At 72.3% G+C, this 14738-nt stretch carries 9 protein-coding genes; 5 read left to right on the top strand and 4 right to left on the bottom strand.

The window, feature by feature from the left end:
• Positions 1-26: 26 nt before the first annotated feature.
• Together ACIBSV_RS26610 and ACIBSV_RS26605 are read right to left on the bottom strand one after the other, a co-directional pair.
• Entirely contained in the window at positions 27-3302 is a 3276-nt protein-coding gene (locus ACIBSV_RS26610) for an amino acid adenylation domain-containing protein (RefSeq protein ID WP_395867209.1), read from the bottom strand.
• A gap of 277 nt (positions 3303-3579) precedes the next feature.
• Positions 3580-4395 (bottom strand): hypothetical protein, encoded by an 816-nt coding sequence (locus ACIBSV_RS26605; RefSeq protein ID WP_395867207.1) that lies wholly within the window; start codon positions 4393-4395, stop codon positions 3580-3582.
• Positions 4396-4896: 501 nt separating this feature from the next.
• On the opposite strand from ACIBSV_RS26605, the gene ACIBSV_RS26600 reads away from it, so the two are divergent.
• The 4 genes from ACIBSV_RS26600 to ACIBSV_RS26585 all read left to right on the top strand — a co-directional run bounded on the left by ACIBSV_RS26600 (position 4897) and on the right by ACIBSV_RS26585 (position 9124).
• Positions 4897-5814 (top strand): ABC transporter ATP-binding protein, encoded by a 918-nt coding sequence (locus ACIBSV_RS26600; protein ID WP_395867204.1) that lies wholly within the window; start codon positions 4897-4899, stop codon positions 5812-5814.
• Positions 5811-6656 carry an ABC transporter permease gene (locus ACIBSV_RS26595; protein WP_395867202.1) on the top strand — a complete coding sequence of 282 codons (846 nt, stop codon included), beginning with the start codon at positions 5811-5813 and terminating at the stop codon, positions 6654-6656. The genes ACIBSV_RS26600 and ACIBSV_RS26595 overlap by 4 nt, the downstream gene beginning before the upstream one ends.
• Positions 6657-6731: 75 nt before the next feature.
• Positions 6732-7463 (top strand): response regulator transcription factor, encoded by a 732-nt coding sequence (locus tag ACIBSV_RS26590; protein WP_395867200.1) that lies wholly within the window; start codon positions 6732-6734, stop codon positions 7461-7463.
• 158 nt (positions 7464-7621) lie between these two features.
• Entirely contained in the window at positions 7622-9124 is a 1503-nt protein-coding gene (locus ACIBSV_RS26585; protein ID WP_395867447.1) for an ATP-binding protein, read from the top strand.
• Between the two features lie 100 nt (positions 9125-9224).
• Here ACIBSV_RS26585 and ACIBSV_RS26580 read toward each other — a convergent pair whose 3' ends face one another.
• Positions 9225-12005 carry an AAA family ATPase gene (locus ACIBSV_RS26580; RefSeq protein ID WP_395867198.1) on the bottom strand — a complete coding sequence of 927 codons (2781 nt, stop codon included), beginning with the start codon at positions 12003-12005 and terminating at the stop codon, positions 9225-9227.
• Between the two features lie 951 nt (positions 12006-12956).
• Positions 12957-13901, bottom strand: coding sequence for a hypothetical protein (locus ACIBSV_RS26575; RefSeq protein WP_395867196.1), 945 nt, complete (start codon positions 13899-13901; stop codon positions 12957-12959).
• Between the two features lie 376 nt (positions 13902-14277).
• Here ACIBSV_RS26575 and ACIBSV_RS26570 point away from each other — a divergent pair, with 376 nt between their 5' ends.
• On the top strand, positions 14278-14592 hold the full coding sequence (locus ACIBSV_RS26570; RefSeq protein WP_395867194.1) for a hypothetical protein: 315 nt from the start codon (positions 14278-14280) through the stop codon (positions 14590-14592).
• The last annotated feature ends 146 nt before the right edge of the window (positions 14593-14738 follow it).

Below are 14738 nucleotides of genomic sequence, written 5' to 3'. Positions count from 1 at the left end.
TTCCGCCCCCGCCGCCGGCGCGGCGGCTACTCCTCCCGCGCCTGTGACACCCCTTGTGGTTCGCTCGCGCGCATGTACGCGGCGAGTCGGGTCGGGGTCGGGTGGTCGAAGAGGTCGGCGAGTTTGAGCGAGCCGGAGATCATCGCCTCGGCCCGCTGGACCAGTTGCGCACCGAGCAGCGAATGCCCGCCGTGCGAGAAGAAGTTGGTGTCGGCGTCGACGTCGGGTCGGTTCAGGAGTTCGCGCCACAGCGCGACCAGGGCGGCGGTCGACTCGTCGTCCGGCTCCGCGCCGCCGGCGCCTTCGACGCGGGCGCTGCGGTGTTCGGCGGCGAGCCGGACCAGCGCCGGGTAGTCGATCTTGTCGTTCAGGGTGGTCGGGAAGCTCTCCACCACGAAGAACTCCTGCGGGACGGCCGAGGCGGGCAGTTCGCCGCGGGCGTGCTCCCACAGCCCGTCGGAGGGGTCGGTGCTGGGCGCGGCCTCGACGAACGCGGCCAGCGTGGCGTCGGGACCGGGGCCGCCGAGAACCACCACGGCGGCGCCCTTGACCTCGGGGTGGGCGCGCAACACCGCCTCCACTTCGCCGAGCTCGATCCGGTTGCCGCGCAGCTTGACCTGCCGGTCCAGCCGGCCCTGTACCTCCAGGGTGCCGTCGGCGCGCCACCGGGCCTGGTCGCCGGTGCGGTAGTGGCGGCCGTACTCGGGGTGCCGGCGGAAGCGGTCCGCGTCCAGTTCCGGGCGCTCGTGGTAGCCGATGGCCACCCCCTCGCCCGCGATGCACAGTTCGCCACGGACGCCGACCGGCAGTTCCCGGCCGTCGGGAGCGGCGACGAAGACTCGGGTGTTGCGGATCGGCCTGCCCACCGACACCGGCCCGCCGTCGGTGTCGTCGGCGCCGATCCGGCCGGAGGTGGACCAGATGGTGGTCTCGGTGGGGCCGTACACGTTCCACAGCTCGCAGCCGGTGGCCAGGAGCTCTCGGGCCAGGTCGGCGGGCAGCGGTTCGCCGCCGCACAACACCCGCAGGCCGGCCAGGACCGGGCCGGCGTCGGCCAGCACCAGTCGCCAGGTGGTCGGAGTGGCCTGCGCGATGCCGACCCGGTGCGTGGTCAGCACCTCGCGCAGCGCGGCGCCGTCGGTGCGCGCCGAGTCCGGGGCGACCACGAGTCGACCGCCCGTGGCCAGGGGCACGAACAGTTCCAGCGCGGAGATGTCGAACGTGAACGTGGTCATCCACAACGTCACGTCGGCGGGGCCCGCGTGCTGCTCGGCGGCGAAGTGCGCGACCAGGTTGGCCAGGTTGCGGTGGCTCAGCAGGGTGCCCTTGGGGCGGCCGGTGGAGCCGGAGGTGTAGATGAGGTAGGCGCACGACTCCGGGTCGACGTCGACGTCCAGGTCCGGGTCGAGTTCCGGGTCGAGGTCCGACGCCGAACCGGCGGGCGTTCCGGCGGCGAGAGCGGGCAGCGCGAGCACGGTCAGGTCGGCGATCTCCGGCAGTGCGACGCCGTCGGCGACCAGCACCGCCCGTGCCCGGGAGTCGGTGAGCTGGTAGGCGATGCGATGTTCGGGGTGGTCCGGGTCGAGGGGGAGGTAGGCGGCTCCGGCCAGCCAGACGCCGAACACGGCGGCGGCCAGTTCGGGACCGCGCGGCGCGGCCAGCGCGACCACGTCGCCCGACGCGACGCCCGCGCCGCGCAGCAGGTCGCGCACGGACCGCGCGCCCGCCCACAGTTCGCCGTAGCCGATCCGCCGGGTCCCGTCCTCGATGGCCGGCGCCGTGGGATCGGCCGCGACCCGGGCGGCGACCGCGGCCGGGACACCGGCGGCGTCCTCGGCGCCGGTGTCGTTGGCGGCGGCGAGCAGCGCGCGCTCCTCGGCATACCCGATCGGGATCTCGCGCAGCGGCCGGTCCGGGGCGTCCGGGTCGGCGCCCAGCGCCAACAGCAGCGCCTCGTAGCGACGGGCCAGCGCGCGCACCTGGGCCCGGTCGAGAACCTCGGTGTAGTGCACGGCGCGCAGCCGGATGCCCTCCGGCGCGGACATCAGGAAGAACTCCAGGTCGAACTTGCTGGAGCCGTTCTCGACCACGGCCACCGAGGCCTTGCGGCCGCCGATCTCCAGGTCGGGCAGGCCCATCCCGGGCACGTAGTTGAACACGTGCCGGAACAGCGAGTTGCGCCAGCCGGAGCCGTCCCGCTCGACGTCCTCGAGCATCGTGTCCACCGGCACGCCGGTGTGCATGAAGCCGGCGAAGAACACGTCCCGGGTGCGGCGCACCAGTGCGCGGAAACCTTCCGCCGGATCCACCCGCACGCGCAGCGGCAGCACGTTGATGTGGTAGCCGACGGCGCGCTGATCGCGCGGACCGCGCAGGTTGACCGGCGCGCCCACGGTCAGGTCCGGGCCGGCGCCGTGCGCCTCGAGCAGCGCGTAGTAGGCGGCGAGGAGCACCACCGCCTCGGGGGCCTTGAGTTCGCGTTGGAGTCGGCGCACCACGGCGGTCGCCTCGTCCGACAGGTCCACCACGAGTTGGTCGCCGGTGAGCGTGGTGGTGGCCGGTTCCGGGGTCTGGCAAGCCAGTTCGAGGCCGGCCGGGCGGAAGCCGGCGAGGTGCTCGCGCCAGTACGCCAGACCGGCCGGTGCGGGCGGCGCCTCGGTGAGCGCGGGCACCACCGCGCGCAGCTCCTCGGGCGGGCGCCCGGTCTCCACCAACGCGTCGTGTACCGCGACCAGTTCCTCGAGCACGATCATCGCCGAGGTGGTGTCGAAGACCAGGTGGTGTGCGGTGAGGCAGAGCACGTCCTGCTCGCCGTCGGTGAACACCACCGCACGGACCAGCGACTCGCCCTCGAGTGCGAACGGGGTGCCGGCGAACTCGGCGAGTGCGGCGTCCAGTTCACCGGCCGCGACCTGGACCCGGTCGATCCGGGCGGTGGTCGCGGCGGCCGGCCGCACCTCCTTGGTCAACGTCGCGTCGTCGGCGTGGAAGACGGTGCGCAGCACCTCGTACCGGCGCAACAGCACGGTCAGCGCCGAGCCGAGCGTCTCCGGGTCGAACTCGCCGGTGCTCCGCAGCGAGATGGAGAGGTTGTTCACCGGCGTGCCGGGGACCATCTTCTCCAGCAGCCACAGCGCCTCCTCCTTGCGCACCGCCGCGCTCCGGCGGTCGGACCCGACCCGCTCCGCGGCACCGCCGGGCGCGTCGGTCCGCCCGGTGTCGGCGGCCGGGTCGGTGTCGTTGTCGGCTGCCGCGACCGGAGTCGCGGTGTGCGCGTCGTGCGCGCCGGAGTGCCCACGCATGTCTGACGTCCCCTCATTGCACTGGTGCGTCGCCGCCGCCGGTGCTCGGCTCGGCCGGCTCTCGTATCGGCCGATTCCCGGCCCGTTCCCGACCCGGTCCGCGCTGTGGACCCGGCCTCTTCCCGACCCGGTCCCCCCGCTGTGGACCCGGTCCCTTCCCGACCCGGTCCCCCCGCTGTGGACCCGGCCCGTGTGCCGCGCCCGAATCGCGGGCGTCGCCCTGCGGCGGGTCCCGGTCGGCCCACCGCCTCGGGGCGAGGTCGCCCCGGCGTTCGGCTCAGCCGAGCAGCCCGAGCACCGTGCGCGCGACGTCCTCGTCGCGCAGCAGGTCGGCGTGGTCGATGTCGAAGGTGATCTCCCGACCGATCAGATCCTCGCGGCCGTTGCTGCGGGCCAGGTTCAGGCCGTTGGTCTCGGTGCGCGAGGTGATCGCGGTCGCGGCGGCCCAGCCCGCGGCGTAGTCGATCTCGGTGGCCGCGGTCAGATAGGAGACGAACGCGGTGAAGGTGCCGCCCAGTTCGGCGGAGCGCTCGGCGTCCAGGCCGGCCCGGGCGAAGGCGGTGCGGCCGACGTCCTGGAAGATCCGGTCCAACGCGGCGCCGAAGGCCACCAGTTCCGGGTTCTCCTCGCGGGCCTTCTTGCCCGCCTCCTGGGCGTCGCCGACCTCGGTCGGCGAGAGCACCACGGAGAGGTTCCCGACGACCTTGTGGAACTGCCAGTACAGGGTGAGTTCGGAGACCGCCTCGGGGTCGAAGAGCACCACCGCGGGCGCGGTCTCCTGGCGCTTGGTGACGTGCTCGGCCAGCGCCGCCGCGTACACGGAACCGGCGCAGTAGCCGAACACCCCGACCACCGGGATGTCGCCGCCGGGCAGGCCGTCGACCCAGCGGGCCACCTGGTCGGCGCCCGAACCCGCGCCCGGCGCGCCGGCGGCGGTGGGGACCGTCTCCCACAGTTGCAGGCCCGGCGCGATCCGCGGCGCGAACTCGGCGAAGCCTGCCTCCGGCCGGCCGGTGGCCGGGAAGTCGGCGGCCAGGATGACCCCTTCGCCGCCTCGGTCGTTGAGCAGTTTCCACGAGCCCTGGTCCGCCATTGCGATCCCCCAGTCGGATGAGCCGGCCGGTTGAGCCGGCCGCGCTTTTCCCATCGCTGCCACTGCGGTCGACGCTATGCAGGGGTTTCCACGGACACCACCCATAGAAGTTCGACGGGCACCCGGAGTAAGCATGGGGGTACCCCGAACAACCCCTATGCCCCCGATCGGGGTCGTGACGTTGACCATTGCATCGAAATGAGAACTCGTGATAGTGGGTCGAACACGGTGCGTGCCCGTCGTCGCGTTCGCCCGTGGATGCCCTCGACCGGCCCGAACGCGGGTTTGCCGGCAGCTTCCCGAGAGATTCCTGAGAGTTTCCTGAACGTCGCGTCCGGCTCGCCGGGCGCGCGGCCGAGGTCGTACGCGACCGGCCGCGGAATTCAGCGAACGCTCAGGAACCTCTCAGCGACAGGCCACTCGGCGCCGGCACGGTACCGGCATGAGCGCACACGGGTCGCACCACAGCACGGTGCACCATCGGATCGCGGAGGCCGCCGGATGATCGAGGTCAAGCAACTGACCAAGCGCTACGACGACAAGGTCGCCGTCGACGACCTGAGTTTCACCGTCCGGCCGGGTCGGGTGACCGGGTTCCTCGGGCCCAACGGCGCGGGCAAGACCACGACGATGCGGATGATCCTGGGGTTGGACACCCCGACCGCGGGAGCGGCCACGGTGAACGGTCGCAAGTATGTGGATCTGCCGCAACCGATGCGCGCGGTGGGGGCGTTGCTGGATGCCAAGGCGGCGCATCCCAGCCGTACCGCGCGCAGCCACCTGGTCTGCCTGGCGCGCAGCAACGGCCTGCCGGCACGGCGCGCGGGCGAGGTGCTGGAGCGGGTCGGCCTGGAGGAGGTGGCGGGCAAGCGGGTCGGGCAGTTCTCGCTCGGGATGAGTCAGCGTCTGGGCATCGCCGCCGCGCTGCTGGGGGATCCCGACATCCTGATGTTCGACGAGCCGGTGAACGGGCTGGACCCGGAGGGCATCCGGTGGATCCGGCAACTGATGAAGCGGCTCGCCGACGAGGGCCGCACGGTGCTGGTTTCCAGCCACCTGATGAGCGAGATGGCGCTCACCGCCGACCACTTGATCGTGATCGGCCGCGGTCGGCTGGTGGCCGACACCGGCCTGGAGGAGTTCATCGAGCGCAGTTCCACCCACTCCGTGCTGGTGCGCACCCCGTTCGCGGACGCGTTCGGCCGGGTGTTGACCGCGCACGGCGCAAAGGTGCGGCTGGACGAGACCGGTGCGCTGGTGGTGTCCGAGATGGACAGCCTGGAGATCGGTCGCCACGCCGCCGCCGACGGGGTTCCACTGGCCGAACTGACGCCGCAGCGAACCTCGTTGGAGGAGGCGTTCATGGAGTTGACCCGGGACAGCGTGGAGTACAACGTGACCGAAGGAGCGGTTCGATGACCACCGTGACCGAGACCCGCGAGCGGGTCGAGTCGACCGAGTCGCCGGCCGGGAAGGCGCGCGCGTACCGGGTGACCGACGTGCTGTTCTCCGAGTGGTCGAAGATCTGCTCGTTGCGCTCGACCGCGTACACCCTGCTGGCGACGATCGCGCTCGGGGTGGGACTGGGACTGCTGTTCACCGCCGCCGGGGCGGCGCAGTACGAGGATTCGAGCGCGGCCGACCGGCTCGACTTCGACCCGACGGCGACCAGCATCAAGAGCTACATCATCGCCCAGTTGGCGGTGGGCGTGCTGGGCGTGCTCGTGGTCACCTCCGAGTACGCCACCAAGATGATCATGACCAGCATGGTCTCGGTGCCGCGCCGGTCCTGGCTGCTGGGCGCCAAGGCCGCGGTGTTCGCCGCGGTGGCGCTGGTGGTCGGCCAGATCGTCGGGTTCGCCGCGTTCTTCGTCGGCCAACCGGTGCTCGACGCGCGCGACGCTCCGTACGTGAGCCTGGGCGATCCGGGCGTGCTGCGCGCGGTGTTCGGCTGCGGGCTCTACCTCGCCGCGATCGGCCTGCTCGGCGTCGCGCTGGGCACCCTCCTGCGGGCCACGGCCGGCGCGCTGGCCGTACTGGTCTCGGTCACCCTGCTGGTGCCCACCCTGGTCACCGCGCTGCCCACGTCGTGGGAGACCAACGTGCAGAAGTGGTGGCCCACCAACGCGGGCAGTCAGATCATGGCGGTGCACCGGGATCCGGACATGTTCGGTCCGTGGGCCGGGTACGGGATGCTCTGCGCGTGGGTCGCGCTGATCCTCGCGATCGCCTTCGCGGTCTTCCGCACCCGCGACGTGTAGCGCGCGACCGATGGCGCGGCCGGCCGGATCGGCGGGACTTGGCTCGAAAACGCACGGGAACGATGGGGGCTGGGCATGACAGGCGGGATCCACGGCGGGCCCGGCCGGGCTCGGCCCGGGCCGGAACTGCTCCTGGTGGTGGAGGACGAACCCACGGTGCGCGAACTGCTGTCCGCGAGCCTGCGTTTCTCCGGTTTCGCGGTCGCCTCCGCGGCCACCGGCGACGAGGCGCTGGCGATGGCCGTGCGCGATCGCCCGGATCTGGTCGTCCTGGACGTGATGTTGCCGGACATGGACGGCTTCGAGGTGCTTCGGCGACTGCGCGAGGAGTTCGGCGGGGCCGTCCCGGTGCTCTTCCTCACCGCGCGGGACGGCTCCGAGGACAAGATCAACGGACTCTCCCTGGGCGGCGACGACTACGTCACCAAGCCGTTCCAACTCGACGAGTTGATCGCCCGGATCCGGGCCGTGCTGCGCCGGGCGCGGGGCGAAACGGCCGGCGAGGGCACGCTGATCGTCGCCGACCTGGAGGTCGACGTGAACGCGCGCCTGGTCACCCGCGCCGGGCAGGCGATCGATCTGTCCCCGACCGAGTTCAAGCTGCTGCGCTACCTGTTGGAACACGTCGACCAGGCGTTGGAGAAGTCCCGCATCCTCAACGACGTGTGGCGCTACGACTTCGGCGGGGACGCGGGCATCGTCGAGTCGTACATCAGCTATCTGCGCCGCAAGGTGGACCACGTGGAACCGAAGCTGATCCACACGGTGCGCGGGATCGGGTACGTGCTGCGCAGGCCCCGCCCGTGACCGTCGCCGACGCCGACGCCGCGGCCGGGGGCGGGGGCGGGGGCGGGGCCGGGTCGAGCGCCGCACGGCCCGCCGAGGACGGGGCCGGTCCCGGTCCCGGCGCCGGCGACGGGAGCACCGGGCCGGGTCGAACCGGGCCGCTGCGCCGGGCGGCCGGGCTGCTCCGGCGCGGCCGGCGCGTCCTGGGCCGCCGATCGTTGCGCGCCCGGGTACTGCTGTTGACCGTGTGCCTGCTCGCGATCGGGTTGTTGATCAGCAACGCGGTGGTCCTCGCGTCGCTGCGCGCGCCGCTGGTGGACCGGGTGGACAGCCAACTGCGCACCACCGGCCGCCTGATGGCCGGGGTCACCCCGCAGTTCCTGATCACCTTCCGCCAGTCCCCCGACCAACCCCAGGCCCTGCCGCTGGACCTGGTCGGCGACCTGTACGTGGCCTACCTCGCACCGGACGGCCGCATCGAGCAGACCGGTCGGGCCGGCGCCCATCGCGACAACCCGGACCCCAAGCCGCCCACCCTGGACACCGCGGCCGTCGCGCGCCGGGCCGGCCGCCCGTTCGAGCTCGCGGGCCGCGGCGACACCACGTGGCGGGTGTTGGTGCTGCCGCGCACCACCGGCCCGCCCGGCTCCGGGGTGCTGGTGGCCGCGTCACTCGACGAGGTCGAGGCCACCGTGGACCGGGTCCGCCTGGTCTGCCTGGTGATCACCGCGGCCACGCTGGCCCTGCTCACCGTGCTCGGCTTCTTCGCGGTCAAGGGCGGACTGCGCCCGCTGCGCCGGATCGAGGAGACCTCGGCGGCCATCGCCGGCGGCGATCTGGCCCGTCGGGTCCCGGACACCGCCGCGCCGAACACCGAGATCGGCCGGCTCAGCACGGCGCTCAACGGCATGCTCGCGCAGATCGAGACCGCGGTGGCCGCGCGCGCCGCCTCGGAGGCCCGGCTGCGCCGGTTCGTCGCCGACGCCAGTCACGAACTGCGCACCCCGTTGACCGGGATCAAGGGCCTGACCGAGCTGTATCGCATGGGCGCGCTGCCCGAGCGCACGGACGTGGACCGCACGATGGACCGGATCGAGCGCGAGTCGACCCGGCTGGGCCGGTTGGTCGAGGACCTGCTGCTGCTCGCCCGGCTCGACGAGCGCGCCGCCGCCGATCCCGGCGCGCTGCAGTTGCGCCCGGAGCCGATGGACCTGCGCTCGCTGGCCGCCGACGCGCTGCACGACCTGCGCGCCCTGGACCCCTCCCGGCCGGTCCGGCTGACCGGCCCGGACGGCGGCCCGGTGAGCCCGGCACCGACGATGGGCGACGAGCGCCGACTGCGCCAGGTGGTCACTAATCTGATCGGCAACGCCGTCACCCACACCCCGGCGGGCAGCCCGGTGCGGATCGGGGTGGGCACGATCGCGGACGGGGTGCTGATCGAGGTGGCGGACAGCGGACCTGGGTTGACCGACGAGCAGGCGCACCGGGTGTTCGAGCGCTTCTACCGCGTGGACGGCTCGCGCAGCCGCAGCACCGGCGCCGGCGCGGGCCTGGGTCTGGCCATCGCCCAGTCGCTGACCCAGGCCCACGGCGGACGCCTGGAACTGCGCACCGTGCCCGGCACCGGGGCAACCTTCCGCCTGATCCTGCCCGCACACACCGGCGACCCGGCGACCTGACCCGGCCGCCCTGCCGCTCCCTACCGGGTCGCCCGACCCGGTCCGCCCCGCCCGCTCCGTACCGGGTCGCCTGGCCCGCGACCCGGCACGGCCCGGGATGCTAACCGGCTCGGCAGGTCTCCAGGGCCACCGGCAGGAAGGGCCGGCCCTTGACGTTGAGCTTGCGGTAGATCCGGGTCAGGTGTTGCTCGACGGTGCCGGTGGTGATGTGCAGTTCGTCGGCGATCTGCCGGTTGGTGTAGCCGCGTACCGCCAGCCGGCCCACCCGGCATTCGGCCGTGCTCAGCGACCCGGTGTCCACCGGCTCGGCGAAGGTACGGACCGGCCCGGACAAGGTCGGCGGCCGGGTCGGCTCACCGCCGCCCGCGCTCCGCAGCAGTGGCTCCGCGCCGCAGATCATCGCCAGACCGGTCGCCTGGCGCCGAGCCATCCGGGCCCGGGTGGGATCCCCCAGTGCCTGGTGGGCGTCACCCAGATCGGCCAGACAGTACGCCAGTTCGAGCTGGTCACCGGAATCCAGGAGCAGATCGCCCGCCCGGGTCAACACCTTGGGACGTTCCGCGGGCGACAGGGTGGCGGCCAACGCCCGTAGCGAGATGCCGTGCGTACGGGTGCCCCGGGTGTCGGTCAGCGCGAGTTGTTCCTCGGCCAACTCCCGGGCCCGACGGCGCCGTCCCAACCGCAGGTGCGCCAGCGCCGACTCGCTGCGCCAGGGCACCAGCGCCGGCAGGTCCATCTGCCAGCTCCGCATCAGTTCGCCGCACGCGGTGAAGTCGCGCAGCGCCGCCGAGGGCCGGTCACCGGCCATGTGATGTCGGCCTCTGGCGTGCAGGTAGTGCAGCCCGGCCCGGGTCTCGTACATCGCCTCCGGGATCGGATGGGCCAGGTAGCGGGCGGCCGTGTCCAGGTCGCCGCGCATCGTCTCGGCCAGGACCAGCCAGGCCAGCGGTCCGCCGATGCCGATCCCCCAGCTCTGTGGGGACAGGCAGGCCAGCGCGGTCAGCGCGGTGTCGGCACTGGCCCCCAGGTCGCCGAGCCGGAAGTCCACGCTCGCCTTGATCGCCCGCAGCAGCGCCTGCCGGTTGGGCGCGGTGCGCCGGTCGGCCTGCTCGATCAGCCGGTCGGTCCACACCCGCGCCTTGGGCAACTCGTCCGAGTACAGCAGCGCGAGCAGCGCGGAGGCCATCGCGTCCTCGGTGCGATCGCCGAGATGACAGTTCTGCAGCACCTGCTCGGCGGCGTACACGGTGCTCTCGTCCGAGCGCCCGGTGAGCACCGCGGAGAGCACCTCGACCGCCTGCACCTGCGGGTTCATCACCGTGGGGTGGCCAGGATCCAACGGCGGTCCCAGGCCGGAGTCCGCGGCGTAGACCACCGCGGGCGGATGGAGCACGAACAGCGACTGGTGGGCGACGTGGTAGCCGGCGGCGGCGTGCCGGTCGGCCTCGTCGGTGGCCCGGAACAGCTCGAACATCAGGCCGATCACCTCGGCGGCCTCCTCCGAGCGGCCGTGCCACAACAGGTGCCTGGCCAGTGCGAGTCCGTCCCGCCGCCCCAGGTGTCCGTCCCGCAACGCCTGGGTGAGCGCGGTCAGATGGCGGGCCGCGGCCGACGGGTCCACCCGCCATTCCATCTGGGCCAGCTCCGCGGTGACCGTCGCGCGGATACCCTCGTCGACGCTGCATCTGCGGGCGTGGTTGAGGCATTCGATGGCGAAGTCGATCTCGTCGCCCAGGGCCGCCTGTTCGGCCGCCTCGCGCAGCGCGGCCACCGCCCAGCCCTGCCCGACCGGTTCGGCCGCGATCAGCCGTTCGGCGATCCGGCGCGCCGACGCCCCGGTCTCGTGCAGCAGGTTCGCGGCCTGCCCGGACAGGTCCGCCCGGTGGGTGAAGTCGTGGTCGGCCAGCACGATCGCCTCGATCGCCGGATGCCGGAACCGTTCCCCGTCCAGCAGCCCCGCGCCGCGCAGCGTCTTCATCGCGCCCGCGGCGTCCTCGGAGCCGATCTGGATCAGTTCGCCCACCAGCGCGGGAGCGGCCGGCGACCCCAGCACCGCGATCGCGCGGGCCACCTCGCCGTCCAGCGGCGCGCCGTGGTGCAGACAGGCCAACACCGCTTCGCGGAACGATTCGCCCATCACCACGCCGTCCGCCTGGCGGACGGCCCCGGGCAGGGTGGTGGGCAGGTCGTCGACCAGGGCGTGCACCAGACGCGGATTGCCGCCGCTGAGCGCGTGGCAGCGCACCCCCAGGCCCTGCGCGCCGACCGCGCCCAGCCGCTGCTCCAGGATGTTGGCTACGCCCACCGGGGACAGCGCCCGCAACCGGACGTGGTGGCCGAAGGGCCGGTCGACGAACCCCGCCCACGAGGTGGGGTCGAGCCGCTTGCCCAGGTTCAGGTCGCTGCAGATCATCAGGATCCGGGCCACCCGAAGCCGATTCGCCAGGTAGAACAGCAGCTTGCGGGAGGCGAGGTCGGCGTGCTGGAAGTCGTCGACCATGACCACGAGCGGCTGCAGCTCGGCCAGCCGCAGGAACAGCTCGAAGAGTTCGTAGGCGGGGTGACCGAGGCTGATCGGCGTCTCCGGCCCGGCGGCCGTCGCCTCCTCGATCAACCGGGGTACGTGCTCACCGATCGTGTCCGGGACCTTGGCGCTGTGGAAGAGCTGACTGAGCAGTCCGAAGGGAAGGTCCGCCTCCACCGGTGACCCGGTGGCCACCAGGAGCAGTACGTCCGATCCCGTCACCCGACCGGTGAATTGCGAGAGTAAGGCCGTTTTGCCGATGCCGGGTGGTCCGGTGACTACTGCGACGCCTCCTTTCCCCTGACGACATCCGATCATTAAGTTATTGAGCCGGGAGAAATCCTTTTCTCGTTCCACCAATTTCACTGTGACCCCCTGAGAACCAATCTCGTCGCACTTCCGGACGCGCGAAACATCCCCGTGCCGCGCCGTCGCTTGAACCGAGTAGTTCGTGAGGAATCATTCTACGCGCCCACACGCGGGAACCGGAGGGCTGCCCGAAATTGAGATGATTACGGGTGATCCAGGATGAAAGAAGGCCATCTGCGCCCGATGGCCGAAAGGCCCACTTTTGCAGTCATCCGATCGATCCCACGAGTATTCCGGAGCGCGTTCGTAGCAAACGGTTAACCCGCCGGACTCGTCATGGAAACCGATCCCGTGCACTGATATTCCGGCCACCACAGGGTTGGCCTGCGTCGATTTACGGCCAATCCCCGGCCACATTCGGACGCGCCGCCGGCGACATCCGCCCGGCTCCGCGCACCGACCCGACGACCCGCCGGCCGAAATGGGCGCCTGCACGGCACCGAATCCGATGCCATCGCGCTGGTCAGCGGCGGAACCGGAGCATTTCGGAGACCGCGCCGACGACCCGACCCACCCCCTCGTCGGCGACCGATCCGCCAACCGACCGGATATTCCGCGCAGCGGAATTCCGCTTGCCGAGTACCGCCGCGAGCCGCCGGGACAGGGATTGCAAATCCGTACCGATATCCGCTCCGAGGAAGTGTGACGAATCACCCGACATTCGACCGATCGACGCTCTCCACCGCACCGGCTCGACGGCCCGACGACAGTGGTTGCGGTATCGACAATTCACGGGCGGAATCACCGGTCGGATATCGCGGACAGCAGCTCACGACGTACGCACTCGGGCGCCAATCCGTGCAATTGCACACCAGCACGGGCGTAGCGCTTGTGCCCGCATAATCCGTGTGATCCAGGTGGATGGCGCGGTGCGGGCGCGAAAACGGGCCGGCTCGGAGTCGAGCCGGCCCGTGATACCGCGGACGAATTACCCGTTGGTCACTTCTCCAGGTCGGGACGCAACCGCAGGGCCAGTGCCGCGGCGCTGTCCAACGACTTCTCGCTGATGCCGTAGACGACGCCCACGGTGTCCTGGTCGACCCACACGCACGTGGGCAGCGCCTTGCCGCCCGATCGGATCTCGGTGCAGCGCAGCACACCGCCCATGCTGCCGGGGTCCATCTCGCGGACACCGCCGAGGCCCGAGGACTTCTCCTCGGCCCCTTCCTGCATCCCCTCGATGAGCTGGTCCATCACCGTCGTCGGCGACATGAACGGCGACGGGTTGGCCATCACCATCACCAGCGCGGTCGGCGTGGCGTCCCCGGCCGCACCGTAGGCGGCGACCTTGGAACCGGGCACCGCCTGCCGCCGGATCGAGGTCTGGAGCGGATACGCGTCGTCGCCCATCCGGTCCAGGCCACCCGCCCGGGCCGGGGTGTCCACGGTGCGCTTGGTCGTGGACGACTTGGACGACGTGGCCGGCGGCCGGGTCGGCAACTCCGGCGGCCCCGGCACTCGCGAGGTGGGCGACGTGGTCGGCCGGTCGCTCGCCGAGACCGACGACGTCGGCTTCGCCACCGGGTCCTTGTCGTCGGAGGAGAACGCTCCGGTGGCACCCAGCACGGCGACGGTCCCCACCGCCACCACGCCCACCACGGCCGCGACGATCAACCCGACCTTCGGGCCCCGACGCCCCGGCGGCTGCGGAATCCCGTATCCGGGCGGTCCGTACATCGGCTGCCCCGGAGGCTGCGGAGCGCCATAGGGGTGGACACCCGGCTGCAGCGCCCCGGGTGGGGGGCCGTAGGGCCCGTAGGGCTGACCTTGGGGCTGCCCGTACGGCTGACCCTGGGACTGCGCCCCGTACGATCCGGGCGGCGGCCCGTAGGGCCCACCACCGGGCGGCGGCTGCTCGCCTCCCGCCGGCTGCTGAAACGACACGATCCACTTCCCCGTTTCGACCACGACGCCGATCGCCGCCCCGACATCCTGCCTCACCGCCACGACACCCCCACCGGGTGGTCCCGCCCGTCGGGCACCCGGTCGCCTCGGGCTCCCACCCATGTGGGGCCCGACCCCTGGGGGTCTTCCGGGGACGGACGACGACGCACGAGCGCGAACGCGACGCCCCCGAGTCATACGACTCGGGCCCGGTTGGGGGGATTTCGTGGAGTGTCGCGGGCGGAGAGGGGGCGATGGTCGGCGGGAGGAGAGCGGGGTCGGTACGGTGATCGACGCGGCGTTTGCGTCGGAGGTGCCGGGCGGTGGTCGCGGTACGGGGTGAATTCGGGACAGGAACACGGGGGGCGCGATCGTCATGACGCACTCATTGCCACCGCAGGGCTCGGTGCGGGGCTCCGGCCCGGGGCAGGCGCCACCACCGTGGGGCGCGCCGGCGGAACCTCGGCCGGCCCGCGGGCCGGCCGCGCCGCGCAGCGGTCTGGTGATCGTGGTGAGCGTGCTGATCGTCGCGGCCTCGGCCGCCGCGATCACGTTCCTGGTGTTGTGGCTGCACAACGTGGGCCAGTCGGTGGGCCACGTGGACCGGAGCGACTTCAAGGACCTGCCGGGCCCGCGCGACGTCGGCCTCGGCGCCCCGGTGATACCCGGCACGTCGGGAGGCACCGCGTGAGCACCCCGCAGTACCCGCCCGGCCCGGACAGCCCGAACAGCCCGGACGACGCACACAACCCGTGGGACGAGCAACGACGCTCGCACGCCCGGCGGTCCGTGCCGCCCCCCTTCGCGCCACCGGGCCAGGCCCAGGCACCCCCGGCG

It is taken from the genome of Embleya sp. NPDC050154 (assembly GCF_044460165.1).
Taxonomy (GTDB): Bacteria; Actinomycetota; Actinomycetes; order Streptomycetales; family Streptomycetaceae; genus Embleya.
The sequence above is the reverse complement of the archived record's forward strand: the minus strand, read 5'-3'. Positions and strand labels throughout refer to the sequence as shown.

Coding starts and splice junctions, on each gene's coding strand:
- ACIBSV_RS26610 (WP_395867209.1), bottom strand. CDS start 3,302: ATGCGTGGGCACTCCGGCGCGCACGACGCGCACACCGCGACTCCGGTC.
- ACIBSV_RS26605 (WP_395867207.1), bottom strand. CDS start 4,395: ATGGCGGACCAGGGCTCGTGGAAACTGCTCAACGACCGAGGCGGCGAA.
- ACIBSV_RS26600 (WP_395867204.1), top strand. CDS start 4,897: ATGATCGAGGTCAAGCAACTGACCAAGCGCTACGACGACAAGGTCGCC.
- ACIBSV_RS26595 (WP_395867202.1), top strand. CDS start 5,811: ATGACCACCGTGACCGAGACCCGCGAGCGGGTCGAGTCGACCGAGTCG.
- ACIBSV_RS26590 (WP_395867200.1), top strand. CDS start 6,732: ATGACAGGCGGGATCCACGGCGGGCCCGGCCGGGCTCGGCCCGGGCCG.
- ACIBSV_RS26570 (WP_395867194.1), top strand. CDS start 14,278: ATGACGCACTCATTGCCACCGCAGGGCTCGGTGCGGGGCTCCGGCCCG.